We start from the raw sequence: 20828 nt of genomic DNA on the forward strand, positions 1-20828 counted from the left end.
TTCTTAATGGTCGAGTCATGCCACGGCCATTGGCGGCCGTGGTTCGTTGAACGTCAGCGCACGCGCACGTAAGTACCGGGTGCCGCCTCCATCGGTGGATAGTTCTGGTTGCCGAGGGCCATCTGGGTTTCGCGTTGTGCGCCGGAGCGTTCCTGAATCCAGCCCAGCCATTGCGTCCACCAACTACCGTCGACGCGCTTGGCGTCGTAATACCAGGCCCGCGGGTCGCTGCTCAGTTTCGGATTCTCGACGTAGTTGGCTTTCGGATTGTTCGGCGGGTTGAGAATGCTCTGCACATGACCGCTATTGGACAGCACGAAGCGCCGCTCGCCACCCAGCAGCAATGTCGAGCGATACACCGCATCCCACGGGGTGATGTGATCATTCATCCCCGCCACGCTGAAACTGTCGACGGTGACTTTCTGCAGGTCGATCGGCGTGCCGCACACTTCCAGCCCACCCGGATGACTCAGCGGGTTGTGCTTGAAGAAATCCAGCAGGTCGCCATGAAATGCCGCTGGCAGGCGCGTGTTGTCATTGTTCCAGTAGAGGATGTCGAACGCCGGCGGCTCCTTGCCCAGCAAGTAGTTATTGACGAAGTAATTCCAGATCAGATCGTTGGGCCGCATCCAGGCAAACACCTTGGCCATGTCACTACCTTCCAGAACGCCCTTCTGATACGAGCGGCGCTTGGCCGCTTCCAGCGTTTGTTCGTCGGCGAAGAGGGTGGCCGGGCTGTCGATCTGACTGTCGAGCATGCTGACCAGGTAGGTCGCGCTGGACACCCGTCGTAGCTGCCGCTTGGCCTGCAAATGCCCTTGTAGCGCAGCGATGGTCAGCCCGCCGGCACAGGCCCCCATCAGGTTGACCTCGCGAGCGCCGGTGATTGCCCGGCACACATTCATCGCTTCTTCGACGGCTTCTACGTAAGACGACAACCCCCATTCGCGATGACGCACATCGGGATTGCGCCAGCTGATAATGAAGGTCTGCAAACCGTTTTTAAGGGCGTACTGGACGAAGCTGTTGCCGGGGCTCAAGTCGAAAATGTAGTACTTGTTGATCTGTGGCGGCACGATCAACAACGGCTTTGAATACTGTTTTTCGCTCATCGGCTTGTACTGGATCAGCTCCAGAAGCTCATTGCGAAACACCACGGAGCCGGTAGTGGTGGCAACCGTTTTGCCCACCTCGAACGATTGCTTGGTGACCTGCCTGGGCAGGCCGTCGTTGTGCAGGATGTCGTCGAGCAGATGGCCGATACCCCGCACCAGACTGTTGCCGCCGGAGTTGAAAAATTCCTTGATCGCCAGCGGATTGAGCAAGGTGTTGGACGGCGCCACGGCGTCGTTGATCAAGGCAAAGGCGAAGTGGGCGCGGGCACGATCGTCCGGGCTCATGTTGCTCTCGTCGATCCAGCTTTTGACTTCTTTCTGCCAGCTCAGATAAGCCTGCAGACTGCGGCGATAAAAAGGATTGAGACTCCACGTCGGGTCGGCAAAGCGACTGTCCTGCGGGTTGGTCGGGTGCAGCGTTTCACCCAACAGTACGCGGCCCAACTGACCGCCCAGCTTCAAGGCGTGCCGGGCCGTATACACCGGATTGCGCAGGCCGTGGGTGGCCAGGGTGCGCAAGGTCGAAAGCAGGTCCCGGCCGCGCAGACCGGTAACCGCACTCTGTGCATTGATGAATGCAGCGGGAGTGGGCAAAGAGCCCTTCGCTGGTTTGTCGCGCATGAGTTAACACTCCTTCGTCGTCAGGCCAAAAACAAACACACCCGAACAAAACACCATAGACGCTGTTGCGGGTTGTTGCGCGGCACGGCGTCCTGCCAACTCCTTTTCATAAATAAATGCCTGGGTCGGTTAACCGCCCGATGGCGCCGGGTGTGGATGCATTACTGCACGCTGACGTTCCTCCTCAAGAAACTTCATGATGATCGGTGCCACCGCTTCGGCCCGGGTAATCAAAAACAGATGGCCGTCGTCGATGATGTGCAGTTGGGCGTTGGGAATTCGCCAGGCCAGCATGCGCATGTTGATCAGTGGAATCAGTGGGTCATCGTCGCCGGCCAACACCAAAGTTGGCTGGTTGATCTTGTGCAGCCAGTGAATGCTGGTCCAGCCGAGGCCGGCGAACAGCTGCCAGTAATAACCGAGTTTGCCTGCCGAGCGGACCCTGGCGGCGTGACTGGCAGCCAGGGTCGGATCGCGACGGAACGAGCCGCCATAGATCATCGGTGCGATGCGGATCACATGGGATGGCTGGATGTAGCGCCTGGGGCTTGCCATCATCCACAGCACTTTCGGCTTGCCCGGCACCATCACGGCGCCGGCTGCCGTGGCCGCTAGCACCAGTTTCTTGCAGCGCTCGGGATAGTCATGGGCGAACTGCTGCGCCAAGGCGCCACCCCACGAAACGCCAATCACGTTGACTTGCCCGTAATCGAGATAGTCGAGCATTCGTGCAGTGAGTTTCGCCAGGCCCGAAAAGCGATACGGGCGGTTGGGAGTCGATGAGCCGCCGACGCCGGGTACGTCAAAGGCGATGACTTCCAGGTCCGGATCCAGAGCCTGGACGAACGGGAATATCAGCTCCAGGTTGGCGCCAATGCCGTTGAAAATCAGCAAGGGCGTCAAGTGAGGCTTGCCGGGGCGTACCGCTGTGCGGAGGGTCTGGCCATCCAGGTTGACGGTACGAAAGACGAACGGTTGCGGCATGCACGGAGCCCTGTAGGTTTTAAACGCTGACCGAGCCGTCCCGGGCCGTCGCAGAATGTTCGAGGCTGGCCTCGCGAGTAATGGGTAGAAATCGCGGCACCTCCCAGTGCCGCGGACTACGAGTTATTTGAAGCTCAACGCTCATGCACGTAAGTACCCGGCGAAGCTTCACCCGCTGGATAGGCCTTGTTGCCAAGGTTGGCGGGGGATTTCTTCAGTTTGCCCGAACGCTCGGCCTGCCACGCCTGCCAATGCAACCACCAGGAATCGGTGTGCTTGGTGGAGTTTTCCATCCACTCTTCGGCTTTGGCCGGCATGTCGGTGCTGGTCATGTAGCGCGCTTTCGGATTGCCCGGAGGGTTCAGAATGCTCTGGATATGCCCGCTGCTGGACAGCACGAACTCGACCTTGCCACCGAACAGCTGCGCGGATTTGTAGCAGGACTTCCACGGAGTGATGTGATCGTTGGTACCGGCCAGGGAAAAGATGTCGGCGGTCACCTGCTTGAGGTCGATCGGCGTGCCGCACACCTCCAGGGCATCGGAGCGGATCAATGGGTTGTTTTTGAACATCTCGATCAGGTCGCCATGGAACGCTGCCGGTAACCGGGTGGTGTCATTGTTCCAGAACAGAATGTCGAAAACCGGCGGCTCATTACCCAGCAAGTAGTTGTTGACCCAGTAGTTCCAGATCAGGTCGTTGGGGCGCATCCAGGCGAAAACTTTCGCCATGTCGCGACCTTCCAGAACACCGGCCTGATAGGAATGGCGCTTGGCGGCTTCGAGGGTCTGCTCGTCGACGAACAGGGCCACATCGCTGTCCAGGGTGGTGTCCAGCACGCTGACCAGCAGGGTGAGGGCGTTGACCTTCTTCTCGCCGATCGCTGCGTAGTGACCCAGCAGGGCGGTGCAGGTGATGCCGCCGGAGCAGGCACCGAGCATGTTCACGTCTTTGCTGCCGGTAATCGCGGTGACGACATCGACCGCTTCCTTGAGCGCTTCGATGTAGGTCGACAGACCCCACTCGCGCTGCTCCTTGGTCGGGTTGCGCCAGCTGACGATGAACGTCTGCACGTTGTTGCGCAGGCAGAAGCGCGCCAGGCTCTTGTCCGGGCTCAGGTCGAATACGTAGAACTTGTTGATCTGTGGCGGCACCACCAGCAGCGGGCGTTCATGCACCTGCTCGGTGATCGGTCGGTACTGGATCAGCTCCAGCACGTCGTTGCGAAACACCACTGCGCCTTCGGTCACGCCAAGGCTCTTGCCGACTTCGAATGCACCCATGTTGACCTGGCTCGGCATGCCGCCGTTATGCACCAGATCCTTGGCCAGATGGGAGAGGCCGTCGAGCAGGCTCTTGCCACCGGTTTCGAAGAAACGTTTGACCGCCGCCGGGTTGGCCGCCGTGTTGGTCGGGGCCATGGCTTCGGTCATGAGGTTAATCACGAAATGCCCACGAGCGACGTCCTTGGGCGAGAGGTTGCTGTCATCGATCCACGCGTGAAGCTCCTTGCGCCACGCCAGATAAGTTTGCAAATAACGTTTGTAGAGCGGGTTCTGGCTCCACGCCGGGTCAAGGAAGCGACGGTCATCACTTTGCGGTTGAAGCTCGGATTTACCCAACAGCACGTTCTTGAGTTCGATGCCGAAATGGGCGACATGCCTGACACTGTGGATGGGTTGTCTGAGGGCCTGGCTCAGCACCATGCGGGCAGAGCCCAAGAGATCCTTTCTACGTAGTCCAACAACAGGATTCAGCCCCAAGGTGTTTTCCGAAGCCTGAAATTTCAAGTCATCGTTAAGCTTGTTACTCATCTACGACGCTCCATTGTCCTGAGACGAGTACCTGAGTCCAGCTGTGTAATCACACAGCACGCCAGGTACTACTGCTCGGGTGACTGTAAATTGCGCATCGCTGCTTTTTTAGTTCAGAGAGCACTGCACGGAACTTGCCAGCTCCATTGGTTACCCGAGTTTAATTTTTTTCGCAAGCGGGCCAATCGTTGCCACCGCAGCGAAGCATTCAAACAGATGGAATTAGAAAATGCCCTCTAAATAGCCAGAGGCCTGACCTAGAGCATCAGCTTGACGACGGATTCATTCGGATCACGGGTCTTTCCAGCCGCTTTGAGTTCCGCAAGATAATCGTTCCAGAGATCTTCTTGGCGCACTGCCAGCTGGTACAGATATTCCCAAGTGAACAGGCCGCTGTCGTGGCCGTCGTCGAAGGTCAATTTCAGTGCGTACTGACCGGCCGGTTCGACCTTGCTCAGGCCTACGCCGATCTTGCCAAATTGCAGGATAGGTTTGCCGTGGCCCTGGACTTCGGCGGAAGGAGAGTGCACGCGAAGGAACTCGGCGGGCAGGTGATATTCCTCGCCGGACGCGTATTTCAGTGTCAGGGTTTTTGAGGCTTTGTGGAGTTTGATGTCGGTGGGGAGTTGGGTCGTCATGGGGCCGGTCGTCCGTTTGTATGGAGGCCCTGTGTCGACGGGTGACCTGTGGCGAGGGAGCTTGCTCCCGCTCGGCTGCGCAGCAGCCGTAAATCCGGCGAATGGGTCTTGCTGATAAACCGCATCCGACGATTTTGGGGCCGCTTCGCGACCCAGCGGGAGCAAGCTCCCTCGCCACAGAAGCCCGCTCACACAGATTGAGACCTACAGGATATAACGGGACAGGTCTTCGTTCTGCGCCAATTCGCCCAAGTGGCTGTTGACGTAGTCGGCATCGATCAGGATCGGCTTGTCCTCATGGGTGCTGGCCAGATCACCGGCGCTGAACGACACCTCTTCGAGCAGGCGTTCGAGCAGAGTGTGGAGGCGACGAGCGCCGATGTTCTCGGTCTTCTCGTTGACCTGCCAGGCGATCTCGGCCAGGCGCTTGATGCCGTCCGGTTGAAACTCGATGTTCAGCCCTTCGGTTTTCAGCAATGCACAATATTGCTCGGTAAGCGATGCATGCGGCTCGCTGAGGATGCGCTCGAAATCTTCCGGGCTCAGGGCCTTGAGCTCGACGCGAATCGGCAGGCGACCTTGCAGCTCCGGCACCAGATCGCTTGGCTTGCTCAGGTGGAACGCACCGGAAGCGATGAACAGGATGTGGTCAGTCTTGACCATGCCCAGTTTGGTGTTAACGGTGCAGCCTTCGATCAGTGGCAGCAAGTCGCGCTGTACGCCTTCGCGGGACACGTCGATGCCACCGGAATTGCCGCGCTTGGCGACTTTGTCGATTTCGTCGATGAACACGATACCGTGCTGCTCAACGGCTTCCAGGGCCTTGGCCTTCAGTTCTTCTTCGTTGACCAGGCGACCGGCTTCTTCGTCGCGAACCAGTTTCAGCGCTTCCTTGACCTTGAGCTTGCGGTTTTTGCGCTTGCCCTTGCCCATGTTGGCGAACAGGCTCTGCAGCTGGTTGGTCATTTCTTCCATGCCCGGTGGCGCGGAGATATCGACGCCGGACACTTCGGCCACTTCGATTTCGATCTCCTTGTCATCCAGCTGACCTTCACGCAGGCGTTTGCGGAACAGCTGACGGGTGTTGGAATCCTGGGACGGTGCGGAGTCCTCATTGCTGAAGCCCATGCGTGCCGGTGGCAGCAAAGCGTCGAGGATGCGTTCTTCGGCGGCGTCTTCGGCGCGGTGGCGAACCTTGGTCATTTCCTGTTCGCGCAGCAGCTTGATCGCGGCGTCGGCCAGATCACGAATGATCGATTCGACGTCGCGGCCAACGTAGCCCACTTCGGTGAACTTGGTCGCTTCGACTTTGATGAACGGCGCGTTGGCGAGCTTGGCCAGGCGACGGGCGATCTCGGTTTTGCCGACACCGGTCGGGCCGATCATCAGGATGTTCTTGGGGGTGACTTCAACGCGCAGCTCTTCGGGCAGCTGCATCCGGCGCCAGCGGTTGCGCAAGGCGATGGCGACGGCGCGTTTGGCATCGTCCTGGCCGATGATATGGCGATTGAGTTCGTGGACGATTTCACGGGGGGTCATGGGCATAATAATTGGCGGTCCTCAAGCAAAAGTGAGCCGTGGCGCTAGGCCGAAACAGGCTTACTCCGCGAGGTCCTGCTCCTCGATGGTGAAGGTGTGGTTGGTGAATACGCAGATGTCGCCGGCGATGCCGAGCGCTGTTTCGACGATTTCCCGCGCCGACAAATCGGTTTTCTTCAGCAGGGCACTCGCGGCAGCCTGGGCGTAGCCGCCGCCGGAACCCATGGCGATCAGGCCTTCTTCGGGCTCAACCACGTCACCGTTGCCGGTAATGATCAGGGAGGCATCTTTGTTGGCGACCGCGAGCATTGCTTCGAGGCGGCTCAAGGAGCGGTCGGTGCGCCATTCTTTGGCGAGTTCGACGGCGGCGCGAACCAGGTGGCCCTGATGTTTCTCGAGCTGGCCTTCGAAACGCTCGAAGAGGGTGAAGGCGTCAGCGGTGGCCCCGGCAAAACCGGCGATAACCTGGCCGTGGTAGAGGCGGCGAACTTTCTTCGCGTTGCCTTTCATCACGGTATTGCCGAGCGAAACCTGGCCGTCGCCGCCCATGACGACTTTGCCGTGGCGGCGAACTGAAACGATGGTGGTCAAGGGAGAGTCTCCACGCAGCGGGGCGAAAATGCCTTATGCCAACTCATATGGGGGTGGTGGAGCGTTTTTCAACTGTAGGACGCGGCGGGGGACGAGCGGTGCCTGACAGACGATCGTTCCCACGCTCTGCATGGGAATGCAGCCCGGGACGCTCTGCGTCCCTTTCGGCGCCGGAACGCGGAGCGTCCCTTGAGGCATTTCCACGCAGAGCGTGGGAACGATCAGACGCGGGATCAGCGACTCTGGCGTTGTTGTAACAACAGGTTGCTGAAGCCGCTGCCAGCCAGTTGCTTCTGGGCGGTGGTCAGCTGTTCGCGGTTGCTGAACGGGCCGACCAGAACCCGATACCAGGTCTCGTCCTTCACAGTGCCGGATTCAACCGCTACGGCCTGACCCAGCAGGATGATCTGCGCACGCACCTTGTCGGCGTCGGCTTCCTTGCGGAACGAACCGGCTTGCAGGAAGAACTTAGTCACCGGTGCCGCTTTTGCCACCGGAGGCGCTGGTGGCGGGGTGATGCCGGCCAATGCCGCTTGAGCCCGGGCCGTGTCGATCTTCGCCGCTTCCGCTGGCGTCACCGGCGTGGTCGGAATGGCCGGCACTTGTGGCGTCGGCAGGGTTTTCTCCGGCACCGCATCCGGCGGCACGATGACTTCCGATTCCGGCAGCAAGGTGTAGAAGTCGTACTTCGGCTTCACCGGTTGCGTCGGGCTCGGCGGAGTCTTGTTGGCCTCGGCGATCTTGGTGGCTTTCTGCTGCTCGATCTTCTCGCGCTTGACGCTGTCGCTGCCCTTGCCCGGCTCCAGCTTCATCAGAAACACAATGAACGCGCCGACCGTCAGGCCGATGGCCATCCACAGCCAGCCCGGGATCGGTTGCTTTGCAGGAGCTTGGTAACGGCTGGCGCCACGCTTGGGTGCAGGTTTTTTCTTGGCAGCCAACTTACATACGCTCCAGAGTTTCCAGACCCAAGAGTTCCAGGCCTTGCTTGAGAGTGCGGCCGGTCAGCGCGGCGAGGCGCAGACGGCTCTGCATTTGCGCCGGGGTGTCGGCGCCGAGAATCGGGCAGTTCTCGTAGAAACTGGAGAACAGGCCGGCAACATCGTACAGGTAGGTGCAGAGGATGTGCGGCGTGCCTTTGTCGGACACGTTATTGAGGATTTCGCCGAACTGCGCCAGTTTCGCCGCCAGCTCATGTTCGTGCGCGGCTTCGAGGACTATCTGCCCTTCGACTTCGCTGAAGTCCTTGCCGAGCTTGCGGAACACACCGGCCACGCGAGTGTAGGCGTACAGCAGGTATGGCGCGGTGTTGCCTTCGAAGTTCAGCATCAGGTCGAAGTTGAAGCTGTAGTCGCTGGTGCGGTGCTTGGACAGGTCGGCGTATTTCACGGCGCCGATGCCCACGACCTTGGCGATGTTGCGCAACTCGTCTTCGGCTAATTCCGGGTTCTTCTCTTTCACCAGCGTGTAGGCGCGTTCCTGGGCTTCGGTCAGCAGGTCGATCAGCTTCACGGTGCCGCCATCACGGGTCTTGAACGGACGGCCGTCGGCGCCGTTCATGGTGCCGAAGCCCATGTGTTCCATTTCCATCGGATGGGTCACGAAGCCGGCCAGGCGCGCGACCTGGAACACTTGCTGGAAGTGCAGGGCCTGGCGCTGGTCGACGAAGTACAGCGCGCGATCAGCTTTCAGCACGCCGCTGCGATAACGCACGGCCGCCAGGTCGGTGGTGGCGTAGAGGTAGCCGCCATCAGCCTTGACGATGATCACCGGCAGCGGGTCGCCATCGGCGTTCTTGAACTCGTCGAGGAACACGCATTGAGCGCCGTTGCTCTCGACCAGCAGGCCAGCGGCCTTGAGGTCGTTGACCACGTTGATCAGGTCGTCGTTGTAGGCGCTTTCGCCCATCACGTCGGCCATGGTCAGTTTGACGTTCAGCAGTTCGTAGATTTTCTGGCAGTGCGACAGCGAGATGTCTTTGAACTTGGTCCACAGCGCCAGGCAGTCCGGGTCGCCGGCTTGCAGCTTGACCACCAGGCCACGGGCGCGATCAGCGAACTCTGCGGATTCGTCGAAGCGCTGCTTGGCGGCGCGGTAGAAGTTTTCCAGGTCCGACAGCTCATCGCTGGTGATCGGGTTTTCCTGCAGGTAAGCCATCAACATGCCGAACTGAGTGCCCCAGTCGCCAACGTGGTTCTGGCGGATCACTTCGTCGCCGAGGAATTCCAGGACCCGGGCCACGCCGTCGCCGATGATGGTCGAACGCAAATGGCCTACGTGCATTTCCTTGGCCAGGTTCGGGGCCGACAGGTCTACCACGGTGCGCTGCACCGGGCCGGCTTTGCGCACGCCGATGTGGTCGTCGGCCAGCGCCGCGTCCAGGCGGGTCGCCAGGGCTTGAGTGTTCTGGAAGAAGTTCAGGAAACCAGGGCCGGCGATTTCGGCTTTGGAGACGTTTTCGTCAGCCGGCAGCGCGGCGATGATTTTCTCGGCCAGGTCACGCGGCTTCATGCCCGCCGGTTTGGCCAACATCATGGCGATGTTGCTGGCGAAGTCGCCGTTTTTCTTGTCACGGGAGTTTTCCACCTGGATCGCCGGCGACAGGCCTTCAGGCAACACACCTTCGTTGACGAGTTGGGTGATGGCTTGTTGGATCAGCTGGCGAATGGTGTCTTTCATGGTGTTCTCTGTCGACCGCAAGCGCGGCGGCGCTTCGATGCGCTGGTGGAAAAACTGGGTATTATCCGTGGCGAAGACGGGCTTGCCAACTATAGCGGGCAGGTTATGGATATGTGGTGACAATTCGGCCGCTATCGCGGGCAAGTCGAATCGTCGCACCGCCGCTCCCACAGGGTAAGTGGTATGACGTAGAGCATGTGAACAACGCTAATCCCTGTGGGAGCCGGGCTTGCCCGCGATAGCGATCTTGAATTCAATACAAATCCACAGGATCCACATCCAGCGACCAACGCACCGCCCGCCCACTCGGCATCTGTTCCAAAACCAGCAACCAACTGCTCAACAATCGATGCAGCGGCGCCCGGGCCGTGGCCTGCAACAACAACTGCGCGCGATAACGCCCGGCCCGGCGCTCCATCGGTGCCGGCACTGGCCCCAGCAACTCGATGCCGGTCAGATTCTGCTCGGCCAGCAAACGCTCGGCCTCGCTGCACGCCTCGTCAAGGAAGCCTTCGGCTTGCCCCGGTTTATGTGCTTCGGCCCGCAGCAGCGCGAGATGCGCAAACGGCGGAAGCCCTGCGGAGCGGCGTTCGCTCAACGCCTGTTCGGCAAAGGCGAAATAGCCCTGTTCGGTCAGTTGCACCAGCAGTGGATGATCTGCCAAGTGCGTCTGGATAATCACTTTGCCCGGCTCTTCGGCCCGTCCCGCGCGCCCGGCGACCTGGACGATCAACTGCGCCATGCGTTCGCTGGCACGGAAGTCGCCGGAGAACAGTCCGCCGTCGGCATCGAGAATCGACACCAGGGTCACCCTTGGAAAGTGATGCCCTTTGGCAAGCATCTGTGTGCCGACCAGAATGCACGGCTGGCCTTTCTGAATGGTGGCGAACAGTTGATTCATCGCGTCTTTGCGTGAAGTGCTGTCGCGGTCGACTCGCAGTACGGGGACGTCCGGAAACAGAATCCCCAGACGTTCTTCGGCGCGCTCGGTACCGGCGCCCACGGGTCGCAAATCAACCTTGCCGCATTTCGGGCAATGGCGGGGCACTCGTTCGACTTCGCCGCAATGGTGGCAACGCAATTCGCCTGAGCGTTGGTGCACGGTCATCCGCGCATCACAACGCTTGCACTCGGACATCCAGCCGCAGTCGTGGCAGAGCAACGTCGGGGCGAATCCTCGACGATTGAGGAACACCAACACCTGCTGGCCGGCGGCCAGGGTCTGACCGATGGCTTGCTGCATCGGCCCGGAAATGCCGCTGTCCAGCGGGCGACTTTTCACGTCCAGGCGCAGGAAACGCGGTTGCTTGGCGCCACCGGCCCGCTCATTCAGGCGTAGGAGGCCGTAACGACCGGTGTAGGCGTTTTGCAGGCTTTCCAGCGAAGGAGTGGCGGAGCCGAGGACAATCGGGATGTTTTCCTGCCGGGCGCGGACCAGGGCCAGGTCGCGGGCGTGGTAGCGCAGGCCTTCCTGCTGTTTATAAGAGCCGTCGTGCTCTTCATCAATGATGATCAGGCCGGGGTTCTTCATCGGCGTGAACAGTGCCGAACGGGTACCGATAATAATGTCGGCCTCGCCATCCCGTGCCGCCAGCCAGGCTTCCAGGCGTTCGCGGTCATTGACGGCGGAGTGGATCAGCGCGATGCGTGCATTGAAGCGCTGCTCGAAGCGCGCCAGGGTTTGCGGACCGAGGTTGATCTCCGGGATCAGCACCAGGGCTTGCTTGCCGGCCTCGAGGGTTTCGCGGATCAGCTGCAAATAGACTTCAGTCTTGCCGCTGCCGGTGACGCCGGCCAGCAGAAACGCGTGATAACTGTCGAACCCGGCGCGAATCGCCTCGTAAGCGGCGCGCTGCTCCGGGTTGAGCGGCAGTTCCGGTTGCGCCAGCCAGTGTTCGTGGCGCACACCGGGCGCGTGCCTGCGGATGTCCACCTGCACCAGATCCTTGGCCAGCAACAGATCGAGGCTGTCCTTGCTCAACATCAGTTTGCTCAGAAGCTGATGAGCGACGCCGTGGGGATGCTGAGCCAGGGTCGCCAGTGCTTCACGTTGTCGCGGGGCGCGGGCGATGCGCGGGTCGTCAAGGCTCGCGCCGGGCGCGGCGGACCAGAAGCGCTCCTGACGAGCTTCGGCCAGTTCACCCTGTCGCAACAGTACCGGCAGTGCCCAGCTCAACGTGTCGCCAAGGCTGTGCTGGTAATACTGAGAAGTCCACAGGCACAGCTTGAACAGCGCGGGCGGCAGCGGCGGCGTGGCGTCGAGCAGCGCCAGGGCCGGTTTGAGCTTTTCTACCGGCACTTCACTGGTGTCGGTGACCTCCACCAGAATCCCGATCATCTCTCGCCGACCGAACGGCACCCGCAAGCGCATGCCCGGGTGCAACTGGGCGCGCAAGACTCCGGCCGGGGCACGGTAATCGAACAGGCGGCGCAGGGGCGAAGGCAGGGCGAGGCGCAGAATGGCGTTGGGCACGCGATTGTTTTCTCGATGAGAGGGCGATGAAGAAGGCCGGGAGCCTAGCAGACGACTGGTTTAAGCGACAGCTTGCGTGATTGCAAAGGTCTGGTAGAATCCGCGGCCTAATTACGTGCGGTATTCAACAATGGTGTTGAGTGGCGGCACGCTAGCCTGAGGAATACATCATGAAAGCCGATATCCATCCAACATACGAAATCACCGCAGTTACCTGCAGCTGTGGCAACAAGTTCGAAACTCGTTCGAACCTGGCCAAGCCTCTGGCGATCGACGTATGCAACGAATGCCACCCGTTCTACACCGGTAAGCAGAAGACTCTGGATACTGGCGGTCGTGTACAGCGCTTCGCAGACCGTTTCGGCGCTTTCGGCAAGAAAGCTCCAGCTGCTGCAGAGTAAGGTTGAAGGGCCCGATGGGCTTTTCCTTGCTGATGAAAAAGGCGTCCCTCGCGGGCGCCTTTTTTGTGTCCGCGATTTGGCTTTCCGGTGCTCAGGCCTTCTGCCCGGCGCCGAGCGGGCTGACGTCGGTCGCGGTGCAGCGGGTGGTGGATGGCGACACCTTGCGCCTGCGCGATGGCCGCAGTGTGCGAATGATCGGATTGAACACACCGGAACTGGGCAAACAGGGGCGTTCCGACGAGCCGTTCGCCGTGGCCGCGCGCAAACGCCTTGAAGCTCTGGTGGTCGCCAGCGACGGGCGCGTCGGTTTGCTGCCGGGTAAAGAAAGCAAAGACCATTACGGCCGGACTCTGGCCCATGTCTATGGCATCGATGGTGCCAACCTCGAAGCACAGCTGCTCGCCGAGGGCCTCGGTTTTCAGGTGGCGGTGGCACCGAATGTCGATTTGGTCGCCTGCCAGCAAGCGGCCGAACGCAGTGCTCGTCGGGCCGGTCTCGGGCTGTGGCGACAATCGCCTGTACTGAAAGCGGAGCAGATCAGCGCGTCCGGCTTCGCCATGCTCAGTGGTCGTGTGAGCAAGGTTCAGCGCAATCGCGGCGGGGTTTGGATCGAGTTGCAGGATTCGGTTGTATTGCGGGTTGCACCCAATATGCTGGATCAATTCGATGTTGCATCGCTTGAAAAGCTAAAGGGCAAGCAAATCGAGGCTCGTGGCTGGGTGCTGGATCGTTCGCGCCGCGGTGGGTTGAAGCCGGGGCAGGCGCGCTGGCTTCTGCCGCTGACCGATCCGGCGATGTTGCAAGCGGCGCCATAAGAAAAAATTGTAGACATTTTTTCTATTGATTGTGAACAGTATATCCCTTGTGTTCCGTGGCTCTTGGCCCAAAGTCGTAGGGCCGGGCGCTTGACAGGGGTGACTGGTCAGTCTTGTGAGGACTTTGCGAGGCGAGTATCCTCGGCGGTCCGTCTGTCCAACAGTAAAAAGCGGAATGCCCCTATGTCTGATTTGAAAACTGCCGCTCTCGAATATCACGCCCATCCCCGTCCAGGGAAGCTGAGTGTCGAGCTCACCAAGGCCACCGCTACCGCCCGCGATCTGTCGCTGGCCTACAGCCCCGGCGTAGCCGAACCAGTACGCGAAATCGCCCGCGATCCTGAACTGGCCTACAAATACACCGGCAAGGGCAACCTGGTTGCAGTCATTTCCGATGGCACCGCGATTCTCGGCCTGGGTAACCTCGGCCCATTGGCTTCCAAGCCGGTTATGGAAGGTAAGGGCGTGCTGTTCAAGCGCTTCGCTGGCATCGACGTGTTCGACATCGAAGTCGACTCCGAAAGCCCACAAGCCTTCATCGACACCGTCAAGCGTATCTCCATTACCTTCGGCGGCATCAACCTGGAAGACATCAAGGCACCTGAGTGCTTTGAGATCGAACGTGCTCTGATCGAGCAGTGCGATATTCCGGTATTCCACGATGACCAGCACGGCACCGCAATCGTTACTGCGGCCGGCATGATCAACGCCTTGGAAATCGCTGGCAAAACCCTGGCTGACGCCAAGATCGTCTGCCTGGGCGCTGGTGCAGCCGCCATCTCCTGCATGAAATTGCTGGTGAGCATGGGCGCCAACATCGAAAACATTTACATGGTTGACCGTACCGGTGTGATCCACTCCGGCCGTGACGACCTGAACCAGTACAAGGCTGTGTTCGCTCACGCGACCGAGAAGCGCACCCTGGCTGACGCGCTGGAAGGCGCTGATGTGTTCGTTGGCCTGTCCGGCCCGAACCTGCTGAGCGCTGAAGGCCTGAAATCGATGGCGGCCAACCCGATCGTGTTCGCGTGCTCGAACCCGGATCCGGAAATCTCCCCGGAACTGGCTCACGCCACCCGTAACGACGTGATCATGGCCACCGGCCGTTCGGACTACCCGAACCAGGTCAACAACGTACTGGGCTTCCCGTTCATCTTCCGCGGTGCCCTGGACGTTCGCGCCAAGCGCATCAACGAAGAAATGAAAGTGGCTGCGGCCAACGCCCTGCGTGAACTGGCCAAGCTGCCAGTGCCTCAGGAAGTGTGCGACGCCTACGGCGGCATCAAGCTGGAATTCGGTCGTGAGTACATCATTCCGAAACCAATGGATGCCCGTCTGATCACCCTGATCTCCGATGCCGTGGCCAAGGCTGCGATCGAGACCGGTGTGGCGACCCTGCCGTATCCGAAGAACTACCCGCTGAAAAGCGTGGATGACGTGTTCAACGGCTAAGCCGTTGTAGCGCTTCAACCAAAAGCCCCGGCTCGCTCTGAGTCGGGGCTTTTTTGTATCTGAGAGTTTTGTATCGTTTGTAAGGGCCTCTTCGCGGGCAAGCCCGCTCCCACAAAGTTCTGTGGCGCTATCAGGGGTTGTGAACCAGCGCGATCCCCGTGGGAGCGGGCTTGCCCGCGAAGGGGTCGGGTCATTCAGCGCATAACCGGCAGGCAATAAAAAGCCCCGCACTTCTTTCGAGGACGGGGCTTTTGGGTGTTGCTACACGATCAGAACAAATCGATCGGCGCTGCCTCATCCGCTGGCAGCGGGCTGCCCGGCACATTGCCGTTACCCAGCTCGTTCACCGACGGTGGCGTGTCTTCGGCCTTGAACAGTTCGAAGTAGGCGCCTGGTGTGCCAGGGCTGGCTGCACGGCCGCTGACCGGGTCAACCCGCAGGCTGAGGATGCCTTCCGGCTCCGCCTGGGTGTGAGGCGGCTTGTCTTTAAGGGCCGCCGCCATGTAGTTCATCCAGATCGGCAGGGCGACGGTGCCGCCGAACTCGCGTTTGCCCAGGCTTTCCGGTTGGTCGAAGCCAGTCCAGACGGTGGTCACGTAATCGGCGTTGTAGCCGGAGAACCAGGCGTCCTTGGATTCGTTGGTGGTGCCGGTCTTGCCCGCGATGTCGCTGCGACCCAAGGCCAGCGCACGGCGGCCGGTACCGAGTTTGATCACGTCCTCAAGCATGCTGTTGAGAATGTAGGTGGTGCGTCCGTCGACAATGCGCTCAGCCACGGCTGGCGCTTGCGGCGCTGGTTGGGTGCTCGGTGCTTCGCCTGGAATGGCGTTGACCGTGAAGGTGTTGGAGGCCGGCACGGCGATGCCATCGCTGGCGACGGCGCCTTTTGGAACGCTCGGCGGGTTGGCAACGAACAGCGTGTCGCCGTTGCGGCTTTCGATCTTGTCGATGATGTACGGGGTTATCTTGTAGCCGCCGTTGGCGAAGGTGCTCCAGCCGGTGGCGATTTCCATTGGCGTCAGGGTCGCGGTACCCAGGGCCAGCGACAGGTTGCGCGGCAGGTCCTGCTTGTTGAAGCCGAACTTGCTGATGTAGTCGATGGTGCGGTCGACACCCAGCGCTTGCAACAATCGGATCGATACCAGGTTGCGCGACTTGTAGAGCGCTTCACGCATGCGGATCGGGCCGAGGAAGGTGTTGGTGTCGTTCTTCGGACGCCAGACCTTGTCCAGGTACTCGTCGACGAACACGATCGGTGCGTCGTTCACCAGGCTGGCGGCGGTATAGCCGTTGTCCAGGGCGGCGCTGTAGACGAATGGCTTGAAGCTTGAACCCGGCTGACGCTTGGCCTGCATGGCGCGGTTGTAGTTGCTCTGCTCGAAGGCGAACCCGCCGACCAGCGAACGAATAGCACCGTTCTGCGGATCGAGGGAAACCAGTGCGCCCTGAGCCTGCGGAATCTGGCTGAATTTGAGCGAATTGTCTGGCTGACGCTGCACGCGAATCAGATCACCAACCTGTGCGACATCCGACGGCTGCTTCGGATTGGCGCCCATGCTGTTGGTGTTCAGGAAGGGGCGAGCCCACTTCATGGTGTCCCAGGCAACGTGTTCTTCGCCGGTGCGGGTCAGCACCTGCACGCCGTTCTTGTCGACCTGGGTCACGATCGCCGGTTCCAGGCTGCTGATGGTCCGCTGCTTGGTCAGCTCCAGGATCCAGGCCTCTCGGGTTTTACCCGGCAGACGTGACTCGGGGCCGCGATAACCGTGCCGTTGATCGTAGGTCATCAAGCCTTCGTGAACCGCGGTGTTGGCCATTTCCTGCAAATCGCTCGGCACCGTGGTGGTGACACGGAAACCTTCGGTATACGCATCGCTGCCATAGCGGCCGACCATTTCGGCACGGGCCATTTCGGCGACGTACGGAGCGTTCACTTCCGGGGTCGGCACATGGTAGCTGGCGTTCAGCGGCTCATTGATCGCGGTGGTGTAGTCGGCTTCGGTGATCTTGCCGAGCTTGTACATGCGCCCAAGGATCCAGTCGCGACGCTCCTTGCTGCGGGCCGGGTTGGCCAGCGGGTTGAAGCGTGACGGGGCTTTTGGCAGGCCGGCGATCATCGCCATCTGCGCCAGGCTGACGTCACGAATCGACTTGCCGTAATAGACCTGCGCCGCCGCCTCGATGCCATAGGCGCGGTTGCCCAGATAGATCTTGTTGACGTATAGCTCGAGGATCTCGTCCTTGGTCAGCTGTCGTTCGATCTGCAGCGCCAGGAGGATTTCGGTGGTTTTGCGCGAGAAGCTGCGTTCGCTGGTGAGGAAGAAGTTCTTCGCCACCTGCATGGTGATGGTGCTGCCGCCGGACTGAATGTGTCCGCTTTTTACCAGTTGGGTAGCGGCACGCATCAGGCTGCTCGGATCGACGCCGTAGTGGTTGGCGAAATTGTCGTCTTCAGCACTTAGTAACGCATTAATGAAGTTGGGGGGAATGTCGGCGAAACGGATCGGCGTACGGCGCATTTCACCAAATTCTGCGATCAACTTGTTGTCGCTGCTGTACACCCGCAAAGGAATCTGCAACTGAATACTTCTCAGCGCCTCCACGGATGGCAATCCGGGGCTAAGGTAAAGAAAAGCGCCGCTCAGACCCAGGAGCAGTCCGCAGAAAACGGCGACGATGGACCAACCGAAAAATTTCAGCAGACGAATCAAGGCTTTTGGATATCCAGGGCAAAGAATGAATTAGGCATCAGGGTTCAGGCTATACAGAGAATGACCCGCGCTTGCAGTGAAAGCGGAAAAAACGCTCGGCATTATAAGCATTTTTCCGTCGGGGGCGTCATTTGCGCTTCTGTCAAGACGGGGGGTATTGAACGCAATGGATATTACAGAGTCCGTAACTCACGGATAGTCATAGGGAATTGGTAGTGCTAGGACTCTTCAATAAAAAAGCCAATACGCTTTTGGGGATCGACATCAGCTCCACGTCGGTGAAGCTGCTGGAGCTAAGTCGCCAGGGCGACCGCTATCGGGTCGAGGCCTATGCGGTCGAACCGCTGCCCGCCAGTGCCGTGGTCGAGAAAAATATCGCCGAGCTCGAAGGTGTGGGGCAGGCTCTTGCGCGGGTGCTATCCAAGGCCAAAACCAGCCTCAGGAACGTTGCCGTGGCGGTGGCCGGTTCAGCGGTGATCACCAAGACCATCGAGATGGACGCCGGCCTTTCCGACGACGAGATGGAAAACCAGCTGAAGATCGAGGCCGATCAGTACATTCCTTATCCTCTGGATGAAGTGGCGATCGATTTCGAAGTGCAGGGCGTGTCGCCGCGCAACCCCGAACGGGTCAATGTGCTGCTGGCGGCCTGTCGCAAGGAAAACGTCGAGGTCCGCGAAGCGGCCCTGGCTCTGGCCGGGCTGACCGCGCGAGTGGTCGACGTCGAAGCCTATGCCCTGGAGCGGTCGTTCGGCCTGCTGGCAACCCAGTTGGCTGCTTCTCAGGAGCGTCTGACCGTGGCGGTGGTCGATATCGGTGCCACCATGACCACCCTGAGCGTGCTGCACAATGGCCGGATCATCTACACCCGCGAACAATTGTTCGGCGGCCGTCAATTGACGGAAGAGATCCAGCGTCGTTATGGCCTGACGGTCGAGCAGGCGGGGCTGGCGAAGAAGCAGGGTGGTTTGCCGGACGATTACGTCAGCGAGGTCTTGCAGCCGTTTCGTGATGCGTTGGTGCAGCAGGTGTCGCGTTCGTTGCAGTTTTTCTTTGCCTCCGGCCAGTACAACTCGGTCGATCACATCCTCTTGGCCGGCGGCACCGCCTCGGTCCCCGGGCTGGAGCGATTGATCGAGCAGCGACTGGGTACGCCGACCCAGGTCGCCAATCCATTCTCCAACATGACCCTGAGCAGCAAGGTCAACGCCGGGGCCCTGGCGAGCGATGCCCCGGCACTGATGATTGCCTGCGGGCTGGCCCTCAGGAGTTTCGACTGATGGCGCGGATCAATCTTTTACCCTGGCGTGAAGAGTTGCGCGAAGGGCGTCGCAAACGCTTTTTGTTGGCGTTGGTCGGTGTGCTGGTGGGGTCAGTGGGGGCATTGCTGATCGCGGACCAGGTCATTAACAGCGCCATTGATCGGCAAGTTGCGCGTAACGATTACATCAGCAAGCAGATTGCTGTGGTCGACGAGCGGATCAAGCAGATCAGCGACTTGAAGGCCCGTCGACAGCAACTCGTCGAGCGCATGCGCATTATTCAGGACCTGCAAGGCAACCGGCCGATCAGCGGGAGGATTTTCGATCAATTGGCGCGTACTTTGCCGGAAGGAGTTTATTTCACCGAAGTGAAAATGGTCGGCAAGACGTTGTCTATCACCGGCGCGGCGGAGTCCAACAATCGTGTTTCGGATCTGATGCGCAATCTTGATGCCTCCGACTGGTTCGATGCGCCAAACCTTACGGAAGTCAAAGCGACCACCGCCGGTCAGCTGGATCAGGCCAATGTTTTTCAGTTGACCGTCCGTCAGACTCAGCCCGCAGTTGTGGGGGGCGCTAAATGAAACTGTCCGAATGGTTCGAAGGGTTACGCCAGATCGACATCAACGATCTGGACACCAACAACCTGGGTTCCTGGCCACCGGCGATCAAGGTTCTGGCGAGTGTCCTGCTGATGGTTCTGGTGCTGGCCCTGGGCTACAGCTTCTTGATCAGCGATCTGCAAAACCACTTGGAACTCAGGCGCGAAGAAGAGTCGACGCTCAGGGAGCAATTCGCGACCAAAGCCCATATGGCGGCAAATCTGGAGCTGTATACCCAGCAGATGAAGGAAATGGAGAACTCCTTCGGCATGCTATTACGGCAATTGCCCAGCGACACCGAAGTGCCCGGCCTGCTGGAAGATATCACCCGCGCCGGTCTGGGCAGCGGCCTGGAGTTCGAAGAGATCAAGCTGCTTCGAGAGGTCACCCAGCAGTTCTACATCGAGCTGCCTATCCAGATCACCGTCACCGGCGCTTATCACGACCTGGCCACTTTCGTCAGCGGCGTGGCCGGGCTCCCGCGGATCGTCACCCTGCATGATTTCGACCTGGCGCCGGCCAGTCCTGATGGTCCGAAGTTGCGCATGAGCATCCTTGCCAAGACCTATCGCTACAACGACAAGGGGTTGCAGAAATGAGCCCGATTCGTTGCCTGTCGATGGGTATGTGTCTGGTCGTCCTGGCCGGTTGTGGCGCTGACACTGATTTCAGTGATCTGGACGCCTATCTGAACGAAGTGCGCCTGCGTGCGCCCGGCAAGATTGAACCAACGCCGACATTCCGGTCTTACCCGACATTCACCTATAACGCTGCCAACCTGCGTAGCCCGTTCTCCCGGCAGGTCAGAGTCGATCTGGCCGGCCAGAAGCATGGCTCGCGCAACGTCAAACCCGACCCCAACCGGGTCAAGCAGTACCTCGAAGGTTTCAACATCGAGCAATTTGAAATGGTCGGCACCATCTCCAATGCAGCTGGCTCCTTTGCGCTGTTGCGCGGGGCGGGCGGCGTGCATCGGCTGAAAGTCGGCGATTACCTGGGGCGTAACGATGGGCGGATCGTCGCCATCAGCGGTTCGCAAGTCGACGTGGTCGAAATCGTTCCCGATGGCGAAGGTGCCTGGCTGGAACGGCCGCGAACCATCCCTTTGAAAGAGCACTCATAGTGGAACTC

The 20828-nt window shown here is 60.0% G+C and carries 17 protein-coding genes; 7 read left to right on the top strand and 10 right to left on the bottom strand.

Annotated elements, in window-relative coordinates; genetic code table 11:
• Nucleotides 1–53: 53 nt before the first annotated feature.
• From phaC (AB3226_RS16705) to AB3226_RS16745, 9 genes are all read right to left on the bottom strand, one after another.
• The gene (gene phaC / locus AB3226_RS16705; protein WP_367373851.1) at nt 54–1736 is read right to left on the bottom strand and encodes a class II poly(R)-hydroxyalkanoic acid synthase; all 1683 of its coding nucleotides are present in this window, start codon (nt 1734–1736) and stop codon (nt 54–56) included.
• A 129-nt stretch (nt 1737–1865) separates the two neighbouring features.
• Nucleotides 1866–2720 carry a poly(3-hydroxyalkanoate) depolymerase gene (gene phaZ, locus AB3226_RS16710; RefSeq protein WP_030129227.1) on the bottom strand — a complete coding sequence of 285 codons (855 nt, stop codon included), beginning with the start codon at nt 2718–2720 and terminating at the stop codon, nt 1866–1868.
• Between the two features lie 134 nt (nt 2721–2854).
• Nucleotides 2855–4534, bottom strand: a complete 1680-nt coding sequence (gene phaC / locus AB3226_RS16715; RefSeq protein ID WP_367373852.1) for a class II poly(R)-hydroxyalkanoic acid synthase — start codon at nt 4532–4534, stop codon at nt 2855–2857.
• 257 nt (nt 4535–4791) lie between these two features.
• Nucleotides 4792–5172, bottom strand: coding sequence for a gamma-butyrobetaine hydroxylase-like domain-containing protein (locus AB3226_RS16720; protein WP_018929151.1), 381 nt, complete (start codon nt 5170–5172; stop codon nt 4792–4794).
• A gap of 204 nt (nt 5173–5376) precedes the next feature.
• Nucleotides 5377–6717, bottom strand: a complete 1341-nt coding sequence (gene hslU, locus AB3226_RS16725; protein ID WP_367373853.1) for an ATP-dependent protease ATPase subunit HslU — start codon at nt 6715–6717, stop codon at nt 5377–5379.
• Between the two features lie 54 nt (nt 6718–6771).
• Complete coding sequence (hslV, locus tag AB3226_RS16730) at nt 6772–7302, bottom strand: ATP-dependent protease subunit HslV (RefSeq protein ID WP_007899242.1); 531 nt, start codon at nt 7300–7302, stop codon at nt 6772–6774.
• A 233-nt stretch (nt 7303–7535) separates the two neighbouring features.
• Complete coding sequence (locus tag AB3226_RS16735) at nt 7536–8243, bottom strand: SPOR domain-containing protein (RefSeq protein ID WP_123358790.1); 708 nt, start codon at nt 8241–8243, stop codon at nt 7536–7538.
• Nucleotide 8244: 1 nt separating this feature from the next.
• Nucleotides 8245–9981, bottom strand: a complete 1737-nt coding sequence (gene argS / locus AB3226_RS16740) for an arginine--tRNA ligase (protein ID WP_095052783.1) — start codon at nt 9979–9981, stop codon at nt 8245–8247.
• 253 nt (nt 9982–10234) lie between these two features.
• Nucleotides 10235–12454, bottom strand: a complete 2220-nt coding sequence (locus AB3226_RS16745; protein ID WP_367373854.1) for a primosomal protein N' — start codon at nt 12452–12454, stop codon at nt 10235–10237.
• A gap of 170 nt (nt 12455–12624) precedes the next feature.
• Between AB3226_RS16745 and rpmE the strand changes: the two genes are divergently transcribed.
• From rpmE to AB3226_RS16760, 3 genes are all read left to right on the top strand, one after another.
• Nucleotides 12625–12855: a 50S ribosomal protein L31 gene (rpmE, locus tag AB3226_RS16750; protein WP_007899231.1), complete on the top strand. Its 231-nt coding sequence runs from the start codon at nt 12625–12627 to the stop codon at nt 12853–12855.
• A 14-nt stretch (nt 12856–12869) separates the two neighbouring features.
• Nucleotides 12870–13670 (top strand): thermonuclease family protein, encoded by an 801-nt coding sequence (locus tag AB3226_RS16755; protein WP_367373855.1) that lies wholly within the window; start codon nt 12870–12872, stop codon nt 13668–13670.
• A 183-nt stretch (nt 13671–13853) separates the two neighbouring features.
• Nucleotides 13854–15122, top strand: a complete 1269-nt coding sequence (locus AB3226_RS16760; protein WP_007899225.1) for a malic enzyme-like NAD(P)-binding protein — start codon at nt 13854–13856, stop codon at nt 15120–15122.
• Between the two features lie 269 nt (nt 15123–15391).
• Here AB3226_RS16760 and AB3226_RS16765 read toward each other — a convergent pair whose 3' ends face one another.
• A complete protein-coding gene (locus AB3226_RS16765; protein ID WP_367373856.1) occupies nt 15392–17833 on the bottom strand; it encodes a penicillin-binding protein 1A in 2442 nt (813 codons plus the stop codon).
• A gap of 215 nt (nt 17834–18048) precedes the next feature.
• Between AB3226_RS16765 and AB3226_RS16770 the strand changes: the two genes are divergently transcribed.
• The 4 genes from AB3226_RS16770 to AB3226_RS16785 are packed head-to-tail and all read left to right on the top strand — an operon-like array spanning nt 18049 to nt 20820.
• On the top strand, nt 18049–19113 hold the full coding sequence (locus AB3226_RS16770) for a pilus assembly protein PilM (protein WP_367373857.1): 1065 nt from the start codon (nt 18049–18051) through the stop codon (nt 19111–19113).
• On the top strand, nt 19113–19679 hold the full coding sequence (locus AB3226_RS16775; RefSeq protein ID WP_367373858.1) for a PilN domain-containing protein: 567 nt from the start codon (nt 19113–19115) through the stop codon (nt 19677–19679). Before AB3226_RS16770 ends, AB3226_RS16775 begins: the two co-directional genes overlap by 1 nt.
• Entirely contained in the window at nt 19676–20296 is a 621-nt protein-coding gene (pilO, locus tag AB3226_RS16780; protein WP_367373859.1) for a type 4a pilus biogenesis protein PilO, read from the top strand. The genes AB3226_RS16775 and pilO overlap by 4 nt, the downstream gene beginning before the upstream one ends.
• Complete coding sequence (locus tag AB3226_RS16785; protein WP_367373860.1) at nt 20293–20820, top strand: pilus assembly protein PilP; 528 nt, start codon at nt 20293–20295, stop codon at nt 20818–20820. The genes pilO and AB3226_RS16785 overlap by 4 nt, the downstream gene beginning before the upstream one ends.
• Nucleotides 20821–20828: the final 8 nt, after the last annotated feature.

The sequence above is a fragment of the Pseudomonas lini genome, assembly GCF_964063345.1.
GTDB lineage: Bacteria > Pseudomonadota > Gammaproteobacteria > Pseudomonadales > Pseudomonadaceae > Aquipseudomonas > Aquipseudomonas lini_B.

What these genes read in the sequence shown, in the direction of transcription:
- phaC (WP_367373851.1), bottom strand. Translation starts at nt 1,736, where the DNA reads ATGCGCGACAAACCAGCGAAGGGCTCTTTGCCCACTCCCGCTGCATTC.
- phaZ (WP_030129227.1), bottom strand. Translation starts at nt 2,720, where the DNA reads ATGCCGCAACCGTTCGTCTTTCGTACCGTCAACCTGGATGGCCAGACC.
- phaC (WP_367373852.1), bottom strand. Translation starts at nt 4,534, where the DNA reads ATGAGTAACAAGCTTAACGATGACTTGAAATTTCAGGCTTCGGAAAAC.
- AB3226_RS16720 (WP_018929151.1), bottom strand. Translation starts at nt 5,172, where the DNA reads ATGACGACCCAACTCCCCACCGACATCAAACTCCACAAAGCCTCAAAA.
- hslU (WP_367373853.1), bottom strand. Translation starts at nt 6,717, where the DNA reads ATGCCCATGACCCCCCGTGAAATCGTCCACGAACTCAATCGCCATATC.
- argS (WP_095052783.1), bottom strand. Translation starts at nt 9,981, where the DNA reads ATGAAAGACACCATTCGCCAGCTGATCCAACAAGCCATCACCCAACTC.
- rpmE (WP_007899231.1), top strand. Translation starts at nt 12,625, where the DNA reads ATGAAAGCCGATATCCATCCAACATACGAAATCACCGCAGTTACCTGC.
- AB3226_RS16755 (WP_367373855.1), top strand. Translation starts at nt 12,870, where the DNA reads ATGGGCTTTTCCTTGCTGATGAAAAAGGCGTCCCTCGCGGGCGCCTTT.
- AB3226_RS16760 (WP_007899225.1), top strand. Translation starts at nt 13,854, where the DNA reads ATGTCTGATTTGAAAACTGCCGCTCTCGAATATCACGCCCATCCCCGT.
- AB3226_RS16775 (WP_367373858.1), top strand. Translation starts at nt 19,113, where the DNA reads ATGGCGCGGATCAATCTTTTACCCTGGCGTGAAGAGTTGCGCGAAGGG.
- pilO (WP_367373859.1), top strand. Translation starts at nt 19,676, where the DNA reads ATGAAACTGTCCGAATGGTTCGAAGGGTTACGCCAGATCGACATCAAC.
- AB3226_RS16785 (WP_367373860.1), top strand. Translation starts at nt 20,293, where the DNA reads ATGAGCCCGATTCGTTGCCTGTCGATGGGTATGTGTCTGGTCGTCCTG.